General features: G+C 67.0%; 19 protein-coding genes and 1 CRISPR repeat array. All 19 genes read left to right on the top strand.

Annotated features, from left to right (window positions below; all coding sequences use genetic code 11):
• The first annotated feature begins 29 nt into the window (after positions 1 to 29).
• The 19 genes from cas8c to GGR16_RS15630 all read left to right on the top strand — a co-directional run bounded on the left by cas8c (position 30) and on the right by GGR16_RS15630 (position 20,229).
• Positions 30 to 1,793, top strand: coding sequence for a type I-C CRISPR-associated protein Cas8c/Csd1 (cas8c, locus tag GGR16_RS15720; protein ID WP_183317170.1), 1,764 nt, complete (start codon positions 30 to 32; stop codon positions 1,791 to 1,793).
• The gene (gene cas7c / locus GGR16_RS15715) at positions 1,790 to 2,743 is read left to right on the top strand and encodes a type I-C CRISPR-associated protein Cas7/Csd2 (protein WP_183317169.1); all 954 of its coding nucleotides are present in this window, start codon (positions 1,790 to 1,792) and stop codon (positions 2,741 to 2,743) included. The genes cas8c and cas7c overlap by 4 nt, the downstream gene beginning before the upstream one ends.
• 6 nt (positions 2,744 to 2,749) lie before the next feature.
• Positions 2,750 to 3,427, top strand: a complete 678-nt coding sequence (gene cas4, locus GGR16_RS15710) for a CRISPR-associated protein Cas4 (RefSeq protein ID WP_026015435.1) — start codon at positions 2,750 to 2,752, stop codon at positions 3,425 to 3,427.
• A complete protein-coding gene (gene cas1c / locus GGR16_RS15705; protein WP_183317168.1) occupies positions 3,424 to 4,458 on the top strand; it encodes a type I-C CRISPR-associated endonuclease Cas1c in 1,035 nt (344 codons plus the stop codon). The genes cas4 and cas1c overlap by 4 nt, the downstream gene beginning before the upstream one ends.
• Before the next feature lie 7 nt (positions 4,459 to 4,465).
• Complete coding sequence (gene cas2 / locus GGR16_RS15700; protein WP_019403929.1) at positions 4,466 to 4,756, top strand: CRISPR-associated endonuclease Cas2; 291 nt, start codon at positions 4,466 to 4,468, stop codon at positions 4,754 to 4,756.
• 224 nt (positions 4,757 to 4,980) lie between these two features.
• A CRISPR array of direct repeats spans positions 4,981 to 5,967; the repeat unit is 33 nt; unit sequence GTCGCTCCCCGTACGGGGGGCGCGGGTTGAAAC.
• Between the two features lie 659 nt (positions 5,968 to 6,626).
• Positions 6,627 to 7,409 (top strand): outer membrane protein, encoded by a 783-nt coding sequence (locus GGR16_RS15695; RefSeq protein ID WP_019403930.1) that lies wholly within the window; start codon positions 6,627 to 6,629, stop codon positions 7,407 to 7,409.
• A gap of 223 nt (positions 7,410 to 7,632) precedes the next feature.
• A complete protein-coding gene (locus tag GGR16_RS15690; RefSeq protein WP_183317167.1) occupies positions 7,633 to 8,928 on the top strand; it encodes an NAD(P)/FAD-dependent oxidoreductase in 1,296 nt (431 codons plus the stop codon).
• A gap of 32 nt (positions 8,929 to 8,960) precedes the next feature.
• On the top strand, positions 8,961 to 9,458 hold the full coding sequence (locus GGR16_RS15685; protein WP_019403932.1) for an L-2-amino-thiazoline-4-carboxylic acid hydrolase: 498 nt from the start codon (positions 8,961 to 8,963) through the stop codon (positions 9,456 to 9,458).
• A gap of 32 nt (positions 9,459 to 9,490) precedes the next feature.
• Positions 9,491 to 10,609, top strand: coding sequence for an ABC transporter substrate-binding protein (locus GGR16_RS15680; protein ID WP_183317166.1), 1,119 nt, complete (start codon positions 9,491 to 9,493; stop codon positions 10,607 to 10,609).
• Positions 10,610 to 10,663: 54 nt separating this feature from the next.
• Positions 10,664 to 11,731 (top strand): branched-chain amino acid ABC transporter permease, encoded by a 1,068-nt coding sequence (locus GGR16_RS15675; protein WP_246373097.1) that lies wholly within the window; start codon positions 10,664 to 10,666, stop codon positions 11,729 to 11,731.
• The gene (locus tag GGR16_RS15670) at positions 11,724 to 12,737 is read left to right on the top strand and encodes an ABC transporter permease subunit (RefSeq protein WP_183317165.1); all 1,014 of its coding nucleotides are present in this window, start codon (positions 11,724 to 11,726) and stop codon (positions 12,735 to 12,737) included. Before GGR16_RS15675 ends, GGR16_RS15670 begins: the two co-directional genes overlap by 8 nt.
• Complete coding sequence (locus GGR16_RS15665; RefSeq protein WP_183317164.1) at positions 12,734 to 13,489, top strand: ABC transporter ATP-binding protein; 756 nt, start codon at positions 12,734 to 12,736, stop codon at positions 13,487 to 13,489. The genes GGR16_RS15670 and GGR16_RS15665 overlap by 4 nt, the downstream gene beginning before the upstream one ends.
• Before the next feature lie 4 nt (positions 13,490 to 13,493).
• Positions 13,494 to 14,201 carry an ABC transporter ATP-binding protein gene (locus GGR16_RS15660; RefSeq protein ID WP_183317163.1) on the top strand — a complete coding sequence of 236 codons (708 nt, stop codon included), beginning with the start codon at positions 13,494 to 13,496 and terminating at the stop codon, positions 14,199 to 14,201.
• Positions 14,202 to 14,212: 11 nt separating this feature from the next.
• On the top strand, positions 14,213 to 14,743 hold the full coding sequence (locus tag GGR16_RS15655; protein WP_343059800.1) for an L-2-amino-thiazoline-4-carboxylic acid hydrolase: 531 nt from the start codon (positions 14,213 to 14,215) through the stop codon (positions 14,741 to 14,743).
• 168 nt (positions 14,744 to 14,911) lie between these two features.
• Entirely contained in the window at positions 14,912 to 16,258 is a 1,347-nt protein-coding gene (locus tag GGR16_RS15650) for an extracellular solute-binding protein (RefSeq protein WP_183317162.1), read from the top strand.
• Positions 16,259 to 16,328: 70 nt separating this feature from the next.
• Positions 16,329 to 17,219 (top strand): ABC transporter permease subunit, encoded by an 891-nt coding sequence (locus GGR16_RS15645; RefSeq protein ID WP_183317161.1) that lies wholly within the window; start codon positions 16,329 to 16,331, stop codon positions 17,217 to 17,219.
• A 10-nt stretch (positions 17,220 to 17,229) separates the two neighbouring features.
• The gene (locus GGR16_RS15640) at positions 17,230 to 18,150 is read left to right on the top strand and encodes an ABC transporter permease subunit (RefSeq protein WP_183317160.1); all 921 of its coding nucleotides are present in this window, start codon (positions 17,230 to 17,232) and stop codon (positions 18,148 to 18,150) included.
• Between the two features lie 14 nt (positions 18,151 to 18,164).
• Positions 18,165 to 19,277, top strand: coding sequence for a sn-glycerol-3-phosphate import ATP-binding protein UgpC (locus GGR16_RS15635; RefSeq protein ID WP_183317159.1), 1,113 nt, complete (start codon positions 18,165 to 18,167; stop codon positions 19,275 to 19,277).
• Between the two features lie 28 nt (positions 19,278 to 19,305).
• Positions 19,306 to 20,229, top strand: coding sequence for a sugar phosphate isomerase/epimerase family protein (locus GGR16_RS15630; RefSeq protein ID WP_246373095.1), 924 nt, complete (start codon positions 19,306 to 19,308; stop codon positions 20,227 to 20,229).
• Positions 20,230 to 20,429 lie beyond the last annotated feature (200 nt).

The following is a 20,429-nucleotide window of genomic DNA, read 5'->3' as shown; positions in this document are numbered from 1 at the left end:
GCGTGGGCGCAAGGATTGCGAAGGTCCCCATGAGCATTCTGGCATCCCTCGCCAAAGCCTACGACCGGCTTCCGAACGTGCCGCCCTTCGGTTTTTCGACCGAGAAGATCGGCTTCGTCATCTCGCTGAACGAGGACGGCAGCGTCGCTTCCGTCACCGATCTGCGCGACGGGACGGGGAAGAAGAAGGTGCCGCGGCTGATGCAGGTGCCGGCGTCTTTCAAGCGCCCTGGCACCACGCCAAGACCCTTTTTTCTGTGGGACAATACCGCCTTCGTATTGGGTGTGAGCGCCACTGAAGGCAAGGACGCGCAGCGGCGGCAGAACGCGTTTCGAGACGCCCATCGTCGAATTCTAAGCGGCGTCTCCGACCCTGGTCTTCGCGCCCTGTCCCGCTTTCTCGACGGTTGGTCTCCCGATCTGTTCGCTTCACCACTCTGGCCCGACGAGATGAAGGACCAGAATCTCGTTTTCGCGATGGAGAGGGAGCGGCGACAGCATGTCTATCTGCATGACCGGCCCGCCGCTCGTGATCTCTGGAGCGAGATCGCTGCAAAGTGGAAGGAGGTGCCTGGAAAGGAGGCTGGCGAGGGTGTTTGTCTTGTGACAGGCAATTTCGGTCCGATCGCCAGAACTCATGCTGCTATCAAAGGTGTATGGGGCGCTCAAACCGCAGGGGCCTCAATTGTCTCCTTTAATGAAGAGGCCTACGAATCCTACGGACACATACAAGGAGACAACGCGCCCGTCTCCGAGGCGGCCGCTTTCAAATATGCGACGGCGCTCAACGCCTTCCTCGCCGACGACAGGCATCGCATCCAGATCGGCGATGCCTCCACGGTCTTCTGGGCGGATGCTTCGGATGCGCAGGTGGCGGAGGCGGCCGAAAGCTTCTTCAATGCCTGGTTCGCATCGCAGCCGGACGAGGGGATCGAGGCCGGAAAGGTCGGCGATGCTCTCGGGCGCATGCGCCGTGGCATCCCGTTGAAGGACATCGAGCCCAAGCTCGCCGAAGGCGTCCGTTTCTATGTGCTCGGTCTTGCCCCCAATGCGGCGCGCCTGTCCATCCGCTTCTGGCTGGAGGACGATTTCGGCCGGCTCGCCGGCAATTACGCGCGCTTCGTCTCGGACATGGCGATCGAGCCGCCGCCGCGCGACGGCTATCCCCCGCTCTGGCGCTATCTCGCCGAGACGGCGGTGCTCGGCAAGCGGGAGAACGTGCCGCCCAACCTCGCCGGGGAGTGGATGCGCGCCATCCTCACCGGCACGCCCTATCCGCTGACGCTGCTCGCGACCGTGCTGATGCGCATCCGCGCGGACGGGGAGATCAATGCGCTGAGGGCCGGCATGCTGCGCGCGCTCCTCGTGCGCAATTTCAAGAGGGAAAAGGAGGCTCCCGTGGCCCTCGACATCAAAAACAAGGACCCTGCCTATCTACTTGGTCGCCTGTTCGCTGCGCTGGAGAGGATGCAAGAAGTGGCTCTCGGCACTGTGAAGGCCAGTATTCGAGACAAGTTCTACGGAGCAGCGTCGGCGACGCCGCAGCGCGTCTTTCCGCTGCTTCTGCGGCTGCATCAACACCATAGAGACAAGGCTGAAAAGGGGGATAAACCCAGGCTGGCAGGATACTTTGCCAATCAGATCGCGGAAATCATGGTTGAGCTGCCGCCGACGTTCCCTGCAACCCTCTCCCTGCTGGATCAGGGCAAGTTTGCGCTCGGCTATTACCATCAATTCTATCGCCGTAAGGCCGATCAGGACCTCGAAGAGACACTGGAGGAGGCCGCCCAATGACCGCGCTCGCCAACCGCTACGATTTCGTTCTCCTGTTTGATGTCTCCAAAGGCAATCCCAACGGTGATCCCGATGCCGGCAACCTGCCGCGCCTCGATCCCGAGACGAACCACGGGCTCGTCTCGGACGTGAGCCTGAAGCGCAAGATTCGCAACTATGTCGAGCTCGCATGCGATGGCGCGCCCGGTTGCAATATCTACGTGCAGGAAGGCGCCATCCTCAACGAGCAGCACCGCAAGGCCTATGTGGCGCTGCGACCGGATGACGAGAAGGCGAAGAAGGAGGGCAAGCTCAACCCGAAAAATGACGAGGAGGCGCAGCGCCTGCGCGATTTCATGTGCCGGAACTTCTTCGACGTGCGCACCTTCGGCGCCGTGATGTCCACCGGCATCAACTGCGGCCAGGTGCGCGGGCCCGTGCAGATGACCTTCGCCCAATCGGTCGAACCCATCGTGCCGCAGGAAATCTCCATCACGCGCATGGCTGCGACCAACGAGGCAGAGAAGAAGCAGCGGACGGAAGGCAGCGAAGAGGACAACGGCCGCACCGACAATCGCACCATGGGCCGCAAGCATATCGTGCCCTACGGCCTCTATCGCGCCCATGGCTTCATTTCCGCCAAACTCGCCGAGCGCACCGGCTTCGGCGAAGCCGATCTCGACCTCCTGCGCGAGGCCCTCGTCTCGATGTTCGAGCATGACCGCTCGGCCGCCCGCGGGGAGATGGCGTCGCGCAAGGTCATCGCCTTCAAGCACACGAGCGCCCTTGGCAATGCGCCGGCCCATGCCTTGTTCGACCACGTCGAGATCGGCCGCAACATCGCCGGCGAGTTCCGCAAAATCGACCGGCAGATCGACAACTATCCGCCGGCACGGGCCTTTTCGGACTATTTCGTGACAATCAACCGCGCCAACCTGCCGGAGGGCGTCGAGGTCATCGAATGGCTGTGATGCCTTATGGCTGAAGACGCGCTGCCGCAGCCGGACGAGCTGGACGCCGAGCCCATTCCGCTCTCGGCGCTCCAGCATGCCGTCTATTGCCTGCGGCAGGCGGCGCTCATCCATCTGGAGCGTCTGTGGGCGGAGAACCGCTTTACGGCGGAGGGGCATGTGATGCACATCGCCTCGGACCGGCCGGACAGCCGCAAGGCGCGCGGCACGCGGCGCGAGACGGCGCTCGCCATCGCCTCGCGCCGGCTCGGCATCGCCGGCGTCGCCGACCTCGTCGAGTTCCATTCCGCTCCCGGTGGAGAGGTGCCGTATCCGGTCGAGTTCAAGCGTGGCAAGCCGAAGCTGCACCGCGCCGACGAGGTGCAGCTCTGCGCGCAGGGCCTGTGCCTCGAAGAGATGACGGGGCGACCGGTGCCGGAGGGGGCGCTGTTCTACGGCGAGACGAAGCGGCGCGTCGCGGTGCCCTTCGATGCAGACCTGCGCCGGCTGACCGAGGAGACGATCGGCGAGCTGCGCCGGATCTTCCGCAGCCTCGAGACGCCGAAAGCGGTCTGGCGCGCCGAGCGTTGCCGCGCCTGTTCGCTCATCGATCTCTGCCGGCCGAAGGCGTCGTCCCGCTCCGCCCGCGCCTGGTGCGAGGGCATGCTGGCGTCGTTGCTCGACGAGCAAGGGAGTGCCGCTTGAAGAAGCTGCTCAACACCTTCTATGTCACGACGGAGGCGGCGAGCCTCAGAAAGGACGGCGAGAACCTCGTGGCGCAGATCGAGGGCACCGAGCGCGCCCGCGTGCCGCTGCACATGCTGGCCTCGGTCGTTGCCTTCGGCGCCGTCCATCTTTCCCCCGCATTGATCGGGGCCTGCGCCGCAGCCGGGATCACCATCGTCCTCCTCGAGCGCAGCGGCCGCTTTCAGGCACGCATCGAGGGCCCCGTCGCCGGCAACGTGCTGCTGCGGCGGGCGCAATACCGCGCTTCCGATACGCCGGTAGAGATCGTCCGCGGCCTCGTGCTCGGCAAGGTCGCCAACCAGCGGTCGGTGCTGATGCGGAGCTTGCGCGACTACGGCGAGGAATTCTCGCCCGGGCACAGTGAGCGGATGAGCGCGGTGACCGATCGCCTCGCCTATATCCTGCGCCGGGCGAGCCGGGCCGACCTCGATGCCGAGGCGCTGCGCGGTGCGGAGGGCGAGGCCGCCAGCCTTTATTTCAGCGTCTTCGATCTGCTCATTCGCTCGCCGGACGCAGCGATGCGCTTTCGCGGCCGATCGCGCCGGCCACCGCTTGACCCGATCAATGCCCTGCTGTCCTTCCTCTATACACTGCTGACCCATGACTGCCGCAGCGCGGCGGAGGCGGTGGGGCTCGATCCCGCCGTCGGCTTTCTGCATCGCGACCGGCCCGGACGGCCGAGCCTTGCCCTCGACCTCATGGAGGAACTGCGCCCTGTCCTCGTCGACCGGCTGGCATTGTCGCTTGTCAATCGGCGACAGGTCCGGGCGCGTGATTTCGAGACGCGGGACGGCGGGGCGGTGTGGCTGACCGAGGAAGGGCGCAGGACCGTGCTCACCGCGTGGCAGGAGCGCAAGAAGGAGGGGCGACGCCATCCCTTCCTCGAGGAGGCCGCTCCGCTCGGCCTGGTGCCTTATCTACAGGTTCAGCTTCTGGCCCGGCACCTGCGCGGCGACCTCGATGCCTATCCGCCATGGCTGTGGACGTGAGGTGCCCATGATGGTGCTGGTGACCTATGACGTGAACACGTCGGATCAAGGCGGGGCAGGGCGGCTTCGGCGCGTGGCGCGCGCCTGCCGCGATTTCGGCCAGCGGGTGCAATATTCCGTCTTCGAGATCAACGTCGATCCGGCGCAGTGGACGCTGCTGAAAGCGCGCCTCGAAAAACTCATCGCGCCCGAGCGCGACAGCCTGCGCTATTATTACCTCGGCGCCAACTGGCAGCGACGCGTCGAACACGTCGGGGCCAAGCCGGCGACAGACCTCGAAGGCCCCTTAATCGTCTAGCTGGGAGCCGGTTTCTGCCGCGAGGCGCAACCGCCGCGCAGGCAGGGTGCGAACCGCAAGCGTGCCGGCGATCCCCGTCCGGTTCGCACATTGGACAATTCTTTGACATTGTTGATCTCTTTCTGCCTGCGGCGCGGGCGTGCCGGCCGCCTCGCCGGCGGCGGGCCGCGTTTCGTGGTCTGCGCCCGGTTTTGCTCGTTGTCGCAATCAGATAAGAACGATGGGTCGCTCCCCGTACGGGGGGCGCGGGTTGAAACGCCTATCGCCCGGTGACGATCGACCATCCATCCGAGTCGCTCCCCGTACGGGGGGCGCGGGTTGAAACAGGAGACGGAAGCCCGGATCCGCGAGGTTGAAGGGTCGCTCCCCGTACGGGGGGCGCGGGTTGAAACTCCTCCAAGTACAGGGCAGCGATCTGCGAGCGGCACGGTCGCTCCCCGTACGGGGGGCGCGGGTTGAAACGGTCGCGCGGTCATGGCGATGCCATCTGCATCCGTCGCTCCCCGTACGGGGGGCGCGGGTTGAAACACCATCACGCCCCCTCCCCCGAAAGCGCCGGAGCGGGTCGCTCCCCGTACGGGGGGCGCGGGTTGAAACCCCCGGCCGCGGTCCGGCCCCTCTTTCCTCCCCGAGTCGCTCCCCGTACGGGGGGCGCGGGTTGAAACGATCAAGCGGCAGGAGATCGATCCGGCCACCTGGAGTCGCTCCCCGTACGGGGGGCGCGGGTTGAAACGGGTGAACCTGAGCCAGCGAGGTGCCAGCACACGACTGTCGCTCCCCGTACGGGGGGCGCGGGTTGAAACTTCATAGCTCGGTCTCCGTTGCTGTCGACCGAGCGGTCGCTCCCCGTACGGGGGGCGCGGGTTGAAACTTGCCCCACTTGCGGGCACCCCCGAGGAGCTTGACGTCGCTCCCCGTACGGGGGGCGCGGGTTGAAACGTGCGATCTCGCACGTGCGATGACGGAAGCGGCGGTCGCTCCCCGTACGGGGGGCGCGGGTTGAAACACCTTCTTCGCCATGATCGGCTCCTCACCCGGCAAGTCGCTCCCCGTACGGGGGGCGCGGGTTGAAACAGGAAGGCGGCGTAGCTCGTGACGTCCGGCCAGTCGTCGCTCCCCGTACGGGGGGCGCGGGTTGAAACTACGCCATGAAGGGTGTGGCCAGCGGCCTCGGCCCGGTCGCTCCCCGTACGGGGGGCGCGGGTTGAAACAGTGAACCGGCTCGTCGCCGGGGCGTAGTAGCGGAGTCGCTCCCCGTACGGGGGGGCGCGGGTTGAAACCGTCAGCCTCGTCATCGTCCCGCCTCCGTGGGTGCGGTCGCTCCCCGTACGGGGGGCGCGGGTTGAAACCACGTCGTCTTGTCCTTGGCGGTGCCGATGGACGGTCGCTCCCCGTACGGGGGGCGCGGGTTGAAACGGCGCAGGCATGGCTACTGGAGCGATGGTGTTCTGTCGCTCCCCGTACGGGGGCGCGGGTTGAAACCTCGTCTGGCGTTCCGGCCGCTCGGCGCCGGCCGCGGTCGCTCCCCGTACGGGAGTGCGCGTTGAAACATGTAAGGCATGTACCAGTCTTACTGCTCGCCGCTGTGCCGCCCTGCGGGGGGCGATCGTGGCCGGACGCCCTGGCGCGCTTCGGAGCGGACATTATGGAAGTGCGCGTCAAGGCCCTTCCCGGCGAGGCGTCCGGCGGCGACGGGGGGGCGATCTGACGGCCGTGGTCTCAAGCAGAGCCGCTGCTCAGGACGATATGTGAAAAATTTTAACTAAAACTGTGCTGGATCGAAGACGTTTCGAAGCGATTTCTTTAGATTTTAATTGATTCGTTACCCGGGATGAGTAGAGTGCCCCTGCTTTTGCACTGGGGGGTAGTGATGCGTGCATTTCGCACTTCGATTTCCATTCTGGCTCTCGCCGTCGCCGGCCCGGTCCTTGCGGCCGACCTGCCGTCGCGGCAGATGGCCCCGATCGTGCCCGTCGGGCCGATCTTCACCTGGACCGGCTTCTATGCCGGTGTGAACGCCGGCGGCGCGTGGGAGCATGGCTCTCTTCACGTTCGCGACGAGGATACGCTGCAGTCGATCAATGTCGGCGCGGCCCTTGGCCTGAGCGATTCCGACAGCGGCGGCTTCACCGGCGGCGCGCAGATCGGCTACAACTACCAGATCGGCCAGTTCGTCCTCGGCGCCGAGGCCGATTTCAACTACATCAACGTCAGCCGCCGCATCGCCGGCGTCGTGTCGGATTTCGAGGGTGACGGCGGTTCCGTCTTCGCCAAGGCGACGGTGGACTGGTACGGCACGGTGCGCGCACGCCTCGGCTTCACGGCGACCGAGCGCCTCCTCATCTACGCCACCGGCGGTCTCGCCTATGGCCAGGTCAAGCACCGCATGACGGTCGCGGACGATATCGGCGAGGATTCCTGGGCCGGCCGCGGCAACCACACGCAGTGGGGCTGGACGCTCGGTGCGGGCCTCGAGTATGCCATCACCGACAACCTGACCCTGCGCGGCGAATATCTCTACGTCGATCTCGGCGACAAGAACACGCGGCTCGGCTACACGGGGACGGACCCGGCGCTCGCCGGCGACACCCTCACGCTCAAGAGCGACACGCAGTTCAGCGTCGTCCGCGCCGGTCTCAACTACAAGTTCTGAGCGCAAGGTCTCTCCGAGGCAGCATCACGGCCGCCTGCGCCATCGCGCAGGCGGCCGTTTTCATTTTGCCGCCCATCGGGGAAATGCCCGTTCTTATGTGGGAAATATGGATATTCTCCTGCCTGGCGTGGAATTGGGGGCTTGCGGGTGTCGCGAAATGATCAATAAGTTACGTTTTTGAGACGCTTCGGGCTGTCGCCCGCAGCGGGACGAGGAGGGGGCATTGGAGCGTATCGAGCCGGCATGGCCGCCGTCGCTGTGGGCGGCCGTGACGCCGCCGGGAGGGGACTACCCGTCGCTCGCCGGTTCGGCGACCGGCGACGTCGTCGTCATCGGCGGCGGCTTCACCGGCCTGTCGACGGCGCTCCATCTCGCCGAGGGCGGCAAGCGCGTCGTGCTCCTCGAAGCCGCCGCCCCGGGCTGGGGCGCCTCGGGCCGCAACAATGGCCAGGTCATTCCCACCCTGACGCGGCCGAACCCGGACGATATCGTCGCGAGGCACGGTGCGGAGGGCGAGCGCTTCGTCGCCCTGCTGCGCGACAGCGCGTCCGTACTGTTCGACCTGGTGCGCCGCCTCGACATCCCCGCGGAGGCGGAACAGACGGGCTGGATCCAGCCCGTGCATACACCGGGGCGCATGAAGATCGCCGAGGCGCGCGTCGCGCAGTGGAGTCGCCATGGCGCGCCGGTCGAGCTGCTCGACCGCGAGCGCGTGCGCCAGATGACCGGATCCGAGGCCTGGCACGGCGGCTTCTGGAACCGCAGCGGCGGGCACATCAATCCGCTGGCGCTCACGCGCGGCCTCGCGCGCGCCGCGGCGGCACAGGGCGTGAGCATCTTCGCCGGCACGCCGGCCCTGTCCTTCGCCCGCGAGGGCGGCGGCTGGCGCGTCACGACGCCGCAAGGCGAGGTGCGGGCCAAGGCGCTGGTGCTCGCCACCAATGCCTATACCGGGGAATTCGCCACAGAACTCGCGCCCGCCATCGCACACGAGGTGGTGCCGGTGCTGTCGTGGCAGATGGCCACCGAGCCCCTCGGCGACAATCTGCGTGCCTCGATCATTCCCGGCCGCCAGGCCGTGTCGGACACCCACGGCGACCTCTGGTTCATGCGCTACGACGCGCGCCACCGGCTCGTGACCGGAGGGGCACTCATCGCCCCGGTGAATGGCGCGGAGCGGCTCAGGCGGCGCATCGGCGAGCGGCTCAAGCGCATCTTCCCGCAGATCGGCGAGGTGCGCTTCGACCATGTGTGGAACGGCTATATCGGCATGACGACCGATTATTTCCCGCGCTTCCACCGCCTCGGGCCGGACGCCTATGCCTGGGCCGGCTGCAACGGCCGGGCGGTGGCGCTGTCGCTCAGCATCGGCCGCGAACTGGCGCGCGCCGTCGATGGCGCGGAAGTTGCTTTGCCGTTCAGCGAGCCACGGCCCCTGCCGATGCACGGGCTGTTGCGGCGCCTCGCGCCGCTCAATCTCATTCTTTATCGCTGGCGTGATGCCCGCGAGATCGCTTGAATCGCTTTGAGCCTGCAGTGGAAGAGGACGACATGGCGGACAAAGCCGACGACAACACCATCAACCTTCTGCGCCGGGCCTTCGCCATGCGCGCGGCGGCCTATGCCTACATGTTCGACACGCTGCGCGAGGAGCTGGGCGAGGAAAAGGCGCTCGAGCTCGGCATGAAGGCGACCCGCCGCATGGGCGAGGACATGGGGCGCAATTTCAAGGACTACGGCCCGGGCGACCTCAACGGGCTGAAGGACGCCTTCCTCGGCGGCATCATCGAGGGCGAGCGCATGTTCTCGCCCGAGGTGCGCCGCTGCGACGGGGAGGAGCTGGAGATCTACTTCCACCGCTGCCCGCTGAAGGAAGCCTGGCAGGAGATGGGCCGCTCCGACGAGGACGTGCACAAGCTGTGCCGCATGGCGGGCGCCATCGACACGGGCCTGTTCACCGCCGCCGGCTTCACCTTCGCCGGCGAGACATGGAAGCCGGGCGAGAGCGGCTGCTGCCGCCTCAGGGTGCTGCCGGGCAAGGCGGCCTGAGACGCCGAAGACAATCGGGGAGAGTGACTGAGATGAACAGACGTGACCTTTTGATCGGCGCGGGGCTCGCCGCGCTCGTCGCCTCGGGCGGGGCGGCGCTCGCGCAGCAGCCGGTCGTCAAGATCGGCTACCAGCTCCCGCTCACGGGCAATACGGCCCAGTACGGCCAGGACTTCAAGAACGCGGCCGAGATCGCGCTCGCCAAGTTCAACGCCTCCGGCAAGCCGTTCAAGGTGGAGATCGTCTTCGAGGACTCGCGCTCGGACGCCAAGGAAGGCATCGCCATCGCGCGCAAGTTCGTCGACGACAAGCAGATCGTCGGCGTGCTCGGCGACTTCACCTCCGGCGTGTCGATGGCCTCGGCCCAGGTCTACAAGAGCGCCGGCATGCCGCAGCTGTCGCAGACGGCCTCGCATCCGGACTATGCCAAGATCTCGGAATGGCAGTTCCGCAACATCACCACCCAGGCGCAGGAAGGCCCCTATAACGCCGACTGGATGGCGGATCAGGGCTTCAAGAAGATCGCCGTCATCGCCGAGCAGACCGACTGGGGCCAGACCGTCGTCTCCAATTTCGCCGACGAGGTGAAGACAAAGGGCGGCGAGGTGGTGTTCAGCGAGTTCTTCAACCGCGGCCTCGCCGACTTCCGCCCGATCATCACCAAGATCGCGCGCGAGAAGCCGGACGCGATCTACACCGGCTTCTTTTACGAGGACGGGGCGCAGTTCCTCAAGCAGATGAAGCAGCTCGGCCTCACCATCCCGGTCTATTCCACGTCGGCCGCCTATAACCAGAAGCTCATCGAGCTTGCCGGCGCCGATGCGGAGGGCATGCATCTGACGGCGACCTTCCTGCCGTCGAACCCGGCGCCGCAGGTGCAGGAGTTCGTCGCGGCCTGGAAGGAGAAGACCGGCCAGGCGGAGCCCGGCCAGTTCCCTGCCCAGGCCTATGACGCCGTCAACATCATGCTCGCCGCGCTCGAGAAGGCCTGGCCGGAGCCGACGCGCGAGAAGGTGCGCGATGCGCTCGCCGCAACCAAGGACTTCCCCGGCGTGACCGGCGATACCACCTTCGATGCCGACCGCGAGCCGGCCAAGAAGCTGACCAAGGCCGTCGTCAAGGGTGGCCAGTTCGTCGCCGTCTCCAACTGAACTGCGATGCGGGGCGCTGGTGCATGATGCCGGCGGCCCGGTTCCACGGCCGTCATGCCCGCGCTTGTCGCGGGCATCCACGCCTCGCGCGGCCAGGCGGCGTCAAAGGCGTGGATGGCCGGGACCAACCCGGCCATGACGCTGGAGAGCGTCGGTCTCGAAAACCATTGGCATGAGTCCCGCGGCCTCTTCGGCCCCAACCTCCCGGTCCCGATGGATTATTACCTGCAGCAGCTCGCCATCGGCCTGTCCCTTGGCATGGTCTATGCCCTGATGGCCATCGGCTTCACGCTGATCTTCGGCGTGCTCAACGTCGTCAACTTCGCCCATGGCGAGGTCTACACGGTCGGCGCCTTCGCCGGGCTCGTGGTCATCTCGGCCTTCGCGCCGCCGCTCATCGTCGTGCTCCTCGTCGTGGTGGCGGTGGGCGCGCTCGCGGGCGTCGGGCTGGAGCGCATAGCCTTCAAGCCGTTCCGGCGCTTCAGCGACGAGGCCTCGCTCAAGTCGCGCGCCATGCGCGAGGCGACGCTGATGTCGTCGCTCGCCGTGTCCATCGTCGTGCGCGAAGCGGTCGAGATCGGCTTTGGCTCGCAGTTCCAGACCGTGCCGCTCGACCGGCTGCTCAACAGCCCGATCAGCCTCGGCCCCGTCACCATCGTCTCGGGCGACGTCATCATCCTGGTCGTGGCGGCGCTGATGCTGGGCGGGCTGCAATATGTCCTCAAGCGCACCAATGTCGGGCTGTCGATCCGCGCCGTGTCGAGCAATCCGCTCGGCGCCAAATATGTCGGCATCAACACGGACCGCACCATCATCTGGACCTTTGCCGTGGGCTCCATGATGGGGGCGGCGGCCGGCATCCTCGTCGGGCTCTACTACGGCGCCATCTTTCCGAGCATGGGCTTCATCCCCGGCATCAAGGCCTTTGTCGCCATGGTCATGGGCGGGCTCTCGTCCATCCCCGGCGCCGTCATCTGCGCGCTCATCCTCGGCTTCAGCGAGAGCATCGCGACCATCTTCGTGCCCTCCGTCTGGGCCGACATGGTGGCCTATGGCTTCCTCATCGTGACGCTCATCTTCTTCCCGCGCGGCATCTTTGGCGGAGCTCGCGACCGTGTCTGACCGTCTGCGCCCCCTTCTCGTCGTCGCGGCCGTGCTCGTCCTCGTCCTCGGGGTCGTGCCAGCGGTGCTCGGCGCCTTCGACCGCAGCTATCTCTACCAGGTGGCCAATCTCGCGCTGATCTTCGTGCTGCTCGCCGCCTCCATGCACCTCGTCACCGGCGTCGCAGGGCTCCTGCAGCTCGGCCATGCCGCCTTCTACGGCGTCGGCGCCTATACGGCGGCGCTGCTCGCGACGGATGCCGGCCTCTCCTTCGGCTGGACCCTGCCGCTCGCGGGGCTCGGCGCCGCCTTCGTCGCCGTCCTCGTGGCGTTGCCGACCATGCGGCTGGTCTCGATCTATTTCGCCGTGGCGACGCTCGGCATCGGGCAGATGCTCTATCTCGTCATGCTCAACTGGGTGCCGGTGACGAAGGGACCGAACGGCATCCTCATCACCAGCGGCCTCACGCTCTTCGGCTACGACCTGTCGCGGCCGGCCTCCGCCTATTTCGTCGTGGCCGTCGTCACGCTCGCCTCGCTGTGGGTGATCCACCGCCTGTCGCATTCCTACTACGGCAACGCGCTGCGCTCGCTGCGCGAGGACGACCAGTGCGCGGATGCGATGGGGCTCGACACCGTGCGGCTGAAGATCGAGAGCTTTGCCGTTTCCGGCTTCTTCGCCGGCATCGCCGGGGCGCTGTGGGCGCACACGGCCGGCTACATCTCGCCGGCGGATTTCTCCTTCCCGCAATCCATCCTCATCCTGGCGATGGTGGTGGTCGGCGGGCTCGGCAGCCTGCCGGGGGCGGTCATCGGGGCGCTCGTCCTCATCCTCCTGCCGGAGGTGCTCAGGCCGGTCGGCGACTTCCGCAACATCATCGTCGGCGGCGTGCTGTTCTTCTCCATCCTGCTGATGCCCAAGGGCATCATCGGCGAGGTCTCGGCGCTCGACCTCGTGCGCCGGCAGCTCGGCGGCGCATGGCGCGGTGAAGGCACGAAGGCAGGCTCGGAGGTGGGCTGGCGATGACGACGCTTCTCACCATCAACGGCGCGACGCGCCGCTTCGGCGGCCTCACCGCGGTCGACAGCGTCTCGACCACCGTCGCCAAGGGCGAGCTCGTCGGCGTCATCGGCCCGAACGGCGCCGGCAAGACGACGCTTTTCAACCTCATCTCGGGCTTCACGCCGCTGTCGGCGGGCGAGGTGCATTTCAAGGGCCGGCGCATCGACGGCCAGAAGCCCTTCCGCATCGCCCGGCTCGGCATCGGCCGCACGTTCCAGAACCTGCGCATCTTCCCGAACATGAGCGTCTTCGACAATGTCTCGGTCGGGGCGGCGGGGATGCTCGGCGTCAATGCGGCGGGGGCGGTGTTCGGCGGCAAGGGGCGGAGCGAGGCCATCTCGCGGCGCGCCTGGGCGGCGCTTGAGCAGGTGGGCCTGCAAGGTCTCGCCGGAGAGCTCGCGGCCAACATCTCCTATGGCCGGCGCAAATATCTCGAGATCGCCCGCGCGCTCGCCATGGAGCCGGAGCTCATCATCCTCGACGAGCCGGCGGCCGGTCTCAACGACACCGAGACGCGCGAACTCGCGGCCTTCATCAAGCGCCTGCACGGCGAGGGCATGACCGTGCTCCTCGTCGAGCACGACATGGGCCTCGTCATGGGCATCTGCGAGCGGGTGGTGGTGCTCGCCACCGGCCGCAAGATCGCCGATGCCGCGCCCGAAGTGGTACGCAAGGACCCGGCCGTGCTCGAAGCCTATCTCGGCGTGGAGGAATAGGGCCATGGCGCTTCTCGAAGTCCGCGACCTCCACGTCTCGATGGGCGTGCAGGAGATCCTGCACGGCATCGACATCGACCTCGGCGAAGGCGAGATCGTCGCCATGCTCGGCGCCAACGGCGTCGGCAAGACGACGCTGATGCGCGCGCTCTCGGGCATCTACCGCGTCAGGAGTGGGACGATCACGCTCGCCGGCGAGGACATCACCAACGCGCCCTCGCACACCATCGTGGCGCGCGGCCTCTGCCAGGCGCCCGAGGGGCGGCAGATCTTCGCCACCATGAGCGTGCGCGAGAACCTCGTCCTCGGCGGTGGCCCGCAGGGCCTTGCCCGCCTCGACGAGGTGCTGCCGCTCTTCCCCATCCTCGGCGAGCGCATGGGGCAGGCGGCAGGCTCGCTCTCGGGCGGCGAGCAGCAGATGCTGTGCATCGCCCGCGCGCTGATGCGCAGCCCCAGGGTGCTGCTCTTGGACGAGCCGTCGCTCGGCCTTGCGCCCAAGCTCGTCAAGCTTATCTTCGATCTCGTCGCGCAGATCCGCCAGCAGGGCGTGTCGATCCTGATCGTCGAGCAGAATGCGCGCGGGGCGCTCAGGGTCGCCGACAGGGCCGCGGTGATGGAGGGCGGGTGCGTCGTCCTTGCCGGGCCGGCGGCCGAGCTCGCCAGCGACCCGCGCATCGTCGAGGCCTATCTCGGCGGCCACGTCGCCGGGTAGAGGAGAGGATGATGGCTTCAGCCAAGGATACGACAGCCAAGCACACGGCAGTCACGGATACCGCGGCACCCCCGCTGATGCCGATGATCGAGCGCCGGCGCATCGAGGCCGAGATCCTCAAGCACGTCTACGAGACGCTGAAGGAGAGCCACGGCGTCGCGATGGCGCAGAAGGCGGTGGCGGATGCGGTGCGCCGCTCCTCCATCGAGCAGGGCGCGCGATTCGCCGCCATGCAGAACGGCGAGACCTCCATCGAGGGCTTCGCCGCGCTGCAGCCGCTGTGGACCATGGAGAACGCCCTCGAGATCGACGTGATCGAGAAGACCGAGACGACCTTCGCCTTCAACGTCACCCGCTGCCGCTATGCCGAGATGTACCGGCAGATGGGCCTCGGCGAGATCGGCCACCTGCTGTCGTGCCAGCGGGACGGCACCTTCTGCGAGGGCTATGACGACAAGCTCAAGCTCGCCCGCTCCCAGACCATCATGCAGGGCGCGAGCCACTGCGATTTTCGCTATACATACGAAAAGGCCGAAAGCTGAGAGATGTGGGCCTTTTCGCCGCGCCACCTGACAGAATAATGACAGTCGTGCGCTTTGCCGGCTGAGTTAAGCGCTGTGGATATGAAATAAAACTGTCAGACACAGGGCGTAGCAACCTCCCCGCATGAGGGCCGGCCGCCTGGCCCGCCAGCATCAGGGAGTTGCGGAATGTCCTTCGTCAGCAAGCTGCAGATGTCTGCGGCCGCGGGTGCGCTCGTCGCCGCCTTCGCCGTTTCGCCGGCCGCCGCCGAGCGCGCCAGGTTCGAGTTCTGGTATGGCCTCACGGGCGACCTCGGCGAGCGCGTGCAGGAAACCTGCAAGCGTTTCAACGATTCGCAGCAGGAGTTCGAGGCCGTCTGCGTCGGCCAGGGCGGCTATCCCAACGCGGTGCAGAACGCCATCGCCGCCTATCGCGCCGGCAAGCAGCCCACCATCGTGCAGGTCTATGACGGCGGCACGCTCGACCTCATGCTCTCCGGCGCCTATGTGCCGGCGCGCAAGCTGATGGCGGACAACGGCTACGAGGTGAAGTGGGACGACTACTTCTCCGGCATCGCCAATTACTACGCGACGGCGAAGGGCGAGCTCCTGTCCTTCCCCTACAATTCGTCGACGGCGATGCTCTACTGGAACAGGGATGCCTTCGCCAAGATCGGCCGCGACAAGGCCCCCGCCACCTGGGAAGAGGTGGAAGAGGTGGCGCGCGAACTGAAGAAGGCCGGCTACGAGTGCCCGCTCGGCTTCAACTTCGACACCTGGCAGATCCTGGAGCAGTTCTCGGCCATCCACGGCGAGCCGATCGCCACCAAGAACAACGGCTATGACGGGCTCGACGCCGAGGTCGTGTTCAACAAGACGAAGTTCGTCGACCACGTGAAGTTCTTCAAGCGCATGGCGGACGAGGGCGTCTTCACCGTGCGCACGAAGGAGGCGGGCATGGACATCGTCCCGTCCTTCGCCTCCGGCGCCTGCCAGATGATCCAGACCTCGATCGCCGACCACGGCACCATCGGCAAGACGGCCGCCGCGGACATGAAGTGGGACGTCGCCATGCTGCCGGTGTGGAACGGCACCGAGCGCAAGAACTCGCTCGTCGGCGGCGCCTCGCTGTGGGTCCTCGCCGGCAAGTCGGAGCCGGAATACAAGGGCGCCGCGGCTTTCCTCAAGTTCATCGGCACGCCGGAATCGGCCGAGTGGTGGTCGACGGTCACCGGCTACATCCCGGTCACCAACTCCGGCTTCGAAGCCATGAAGGCCAAGGGCTTCTATGACAAGGCGCCCTACAAGGGCCGCGAGCTCGCCATCGAGAGCCTGACCTTCACGCCGACGACGCCGATCACCCGCGGCATCCGCCTTGGCGGCTTCATGCAGATCCGCAAGGAGGTGACGGACGCGCTGCAGGGCATCTTCGCCGGCAAGGTCGGCGTCGAGGAGGCGCTGAACGAGGCTGCCGAGCGCTCCAACGCCGTGCTGCGCCGCTTCGAGAAGACCTACGCGGGCAAGAGCCTCCTCTGAGGCCAGCCGAACGGCCGCGGCGCCCATGCGGCGCCGCGGTTCCCCGCGTCGAGCCTCCGGAGCGAACCCGATGGAAAAGCGCGCCGTCTTCAGGGCCGGCAGCCTCGCCTACCTGCTCATCCTGCCGCAGCTGCTGCTCGTCTTCGTCTTCTTCTACTGGCCGACGGGCGCCGCGCTCTACTGGGCCTTCACGCTGGAGATGCCCTGGGGCGGCGGCAACCAGTGGGTCGGCCTCGAGAACTTCACCGCTGTGCTCAAGGACGGCAAATACTGGTCGTCGGTCGTGGCGAGCTGCGTCTTCGCCTTCGCGGCGACGGCGCTGGCGCTCGCCCAGGCGCTCGTCCTCGCCCTCTTCGTCGACCGGCAGCTGCGCGGCTCCAGGGGCTTCCGCTCCTTCTACGTCTGGCCCTATGCGGTCGCGGCGCCGGCCGTGAGCCTCGCCTTCCGCTTCATCTTCGCGCCCGAGACGGGGCTCGTCGCCTTCGTCAACCAGTGGTGGCCGGGCCTGTGGAACCCGTCGATCAATGGCGCCCAGGCGATGGCGCTCGTCGTCCTGTGCTTCGCGTGGAAGTGGATCGGCTACAACTTCATCTTCCTGCTGGCGGCACTGCAGTCGATCCCGCGGGCGCTGATGGAGGCGAGCGCCATGGACGGCGCCGGGCCGCTCAGGCGCATGCTCGACATCCAGCTGCCGCTGCTGACGCCGACCTTCTTCTTCCTGCTCGTCATCAACCTCACCGAGAGCTTCGTCGGGCCGGACAGCTTCGGCATCGTCGACATCCTCACCGAGGGCGGGCCGGCCAACGCCACCAACCTCCTCGTCTACAAGATCTATTCCGACGGCTTCAAAGGCCTCGACTATTCCGGCGCCGCGGCCCAGAGCATCATCCTCATGCTGCTCGTCATGGTGCTCACCTTCATCCAGTTTCGCTGGGTGGAGCGGCGCGTGCACTACAAGTGAGGCGGGCGAGATGATCGAGCGCACCCCCATCTTCAATGCCGTCACCTACGCCATCATGATCGGCGGGCTCCTCGTCGTGCTGCTGCCGGTGTGGATGGCCTTCACGGCGGCGACGCAGACCGTCGAGGCGGTCAACCGCATCCCCTTCAGCTTCGCCCTCGGCGACGAGCTTCTTACCAATCTCGGCGCGGCCTGGCAGCGGGGAGACTTCGGCACCAAGCTCGCCAACAGCTTCATCCTCGCGGCCGGCGTCACCCTGGGCAAGGTGATGATCGCGGCGCTCAGCGCCTTCTCCATCGTCTATTTCAACTACCGCCTCAGGATGATCTTCTTCTGGGTCATCTTCGTCACGCTGATGCTGCCGCTCGAGGTACGCATCGTGCCGACCTATGCGGTCGCGGCCAACGCGCTCGCGCCGCTGCAGGCGATCCTCGACGTCACCGGCATCAGCGCGCTCATCGCGGTCCTGTCCGGCGTCGAAGTGTCTTTGCAGTGGAACCTGCTCAACTCCTATGTCGGGCTCATCCTGCCGCTGGTCGCCACCGCCACCGGCACCTTCCTTTACCGGCAGTTCTTCATGACGGTGCCGGACGAACTCGCCGAAGCTGCGAAGATGGACGGGGCAGGGGCCTTCCGCTTCTTCGTCGAGATCCTGATGCCGCTGTCGCGCACCAACATGCTGGCGCTCGCCACCATCATGTTCGTCTACGCCTGGAACCAGTACCTGTGGCCGCTGCTCGTCACCACGGACCGGGGCACCTACGGCACCGCCATCATCGAGCTCAAGCAGATGGTGCCCAACCCCTATGGCGGCCTACCGGACTGGAACGTTGCCATGGCGGCGGCGCTCATCGTCATGCTGCCGCCGGTCGTGGTCGTGGCGCTGATGCAGCGCTGGTTCGTGCGCGGCCTCATCGCCACCGAGAAGTGACGGAGCTCAAGGACATGTCCAGCATTTCCATCCGCAACGTGCGCAAGGCCTACGGCAAGACGCAGGTGCTGCACGGGGTCGATCTCGAATTCGCGGACGGCGCCTTCGTCGTCATCCTCGGCCCGTCCGGCTGCGGCAAGTCGACCCTGCTGCGCATGATCGCCGGGCTCGAGGAGATCACGGCGGGCGAGATCCGCATCGGCGACAAGGTCGTCAACCGGCTGGAGCCGCGCGAGCGCGGCTGCGCCATGGTGTTCCAGAACTACGCGCTCTATCCGCACATGAGCGTCGCTGGCAACATCGGCTACGCGCTCAAGGTCGCCGGCGTGCCGAAGGCGGAGCGCGAGCGGCGCGTCGCCGAGGTGGCACGCGTCGTCGGCCTCGAGGACTACCTCAGCCGCCGGCCGGGCGAGCTCTCGGGCGGCCAGCGCCAGCGCGTCGCCATGGGCCGCGCCATCGTGCGCGAGCCCAAGGTGTTCCTGTTCGACGAGCCCTTGTCGAACCTCGACGCCAAGCTCAGGGTGCAGATGCGTGCCGAGATTCGCCGCCTGCACAAGCGCCTCGCGGCGACCTCGGTCTTCGTCACGCATGACCAGGTGGAGGCGATGACGCTGGCCGATACCCTCGTCGTCATGAACGGCGGTCGCGTCGAGCAGGTGGGCAGCCCGGCCGAGGTCTACCACCGGCCGCGCACGCGCTTCGTCGGCGCCTTCATCGGCGCCCCGGCCATGAATTTCATCGACGGCGCCATGACCCCTGACGGCTTCAACTTCGACGGCCGGCGCATCGCCGTTGAATTGCCGCTCGCCCGCGCCCATGCCGGCCGGCCGGTGGCGCTCGGCGTGCGGCCGGAGCAGGTGGAGCTCGTCGCCGCCGACAGCCCCGGCGCCCTGCCGGCGACGGTCGATTTCGTGGAGGAGCTCGGCGCCGGCCGGGTCGTCTACGCCGACATCGACGGCCTGCCCTTCGCCGTGGCCTTGTCGGAGGAGACGGACCTCGCCCCGGGCGAGCGCGTCGGCCTCAAGCTCCTGCCCCAGAGCCTGCATTTCTTCGACGGCGAGACGGGGCTGCGCCTCGGCCTTGCCGAGAGCGTCGAGACGAGCCGCGCGGCGGTCGCCGCTGCCTGACTAATTCCCGAGGAGGATGGAACGCATCATGTCGCAAGCAAGCAACATCATCGCCGGCGTCGGCTTCTGCACGGGCAACGGCACCGGCGACCTCTCCGTGCTGGAGCGGGCGCTCGCCCGCCATGCGGACCTCGGCGCCGACATCGCCGAACTGTCGCTCTACAGCGAGGACCTCGTCTCCGGCGGGCGCGTGCTGCCCGAGCGGATCGGCAAGCTCGTCGAGATCACCAAGCGCTACAAGCTCGGCTACACGGTGCACGGCCTCGTCTGCTCGAACTTCATGGATGCGGTGAACCTGCCGTACCAGAAGGCGGCGATGCGGGCGATGCTGGAGCTGTGCGACCGTGTCGGGGCGAGCGTCCTCGTGCATCACTCCGGCATGGCGCCCATGAAGACGCGCGGCGAGATGGGCCTGATCGACGCCATGGAGCGCGAGGCGCTCGCCGAGATGGCCGAGGTCGCCCGCGGCTATGGCGTGCGCATCGCGCTCGAGAACATCTTCGCGATGGGCGACGACGAATACCGCCAGACGCCGTCCGAGGTTGCCGCGACGGTGGCCGCCATCGGCCATCCGAACCTCTGCGCCCTCATCGATTTCAGCCACGCCTATATCGAATCGAAGCGCCGCGGCCTCGACTGGCGGGCGGAGATCCGCGCCATGGCGCCGGTGGCCGGCCACCTGCACGTGCACGATTCCTTCGGCCGCCCCTATACGATGACGCGCTTCTTCCACCCGAGCGAGGCGATGGCGCTCGGCATCGGCGACCTGCACATGCCGCTCGGCTGGGGCGACATCCCGTGGGAGGAGATCTTTGCGGAACTCACCTTCCCGGCCGGCACGACCATGATCATGGAGATCACCGAGCGCTTCAACCCTGAGCTGCCGGCCTGCCTCGCCCGCGCCCGCGGCCTTGCCGCCCTCGCCGACGAGAAGGCCGCCGTCGCCGCGTGAAGTGGTGACGGGCGGTACCACCTGCCGTCATGCCCGCGCTCGTCGCGGGCATCCACGCCTCGAGGCATGTGCGAGGCGGCAAAATGTGGATGGCCGGGACGAGCCCGGCCATGACGGGCGGTTCGCTTGCCACGGCGTCTGCTTTGCGGAAATACCGTGCGACACATGCGCTCGGACGATAAGGACGCGCCAGAGCCGGC

This window comes from Chelatococcus caeni (genome assembly GCF_014196925.1).
Taxonomy (GTDB): domain Bacteria; phylum Pseudomonadota; class Alphaproteobacteria; order Rhizobiales; family Beijerinckiaceae; genus Chelatococcus_A; species Chelatococcus_A caeni.
Note: the sequence above shows the minus strand (reverse complement) of the source record. Positions and strands in the feature narration are given on the sequence as shown.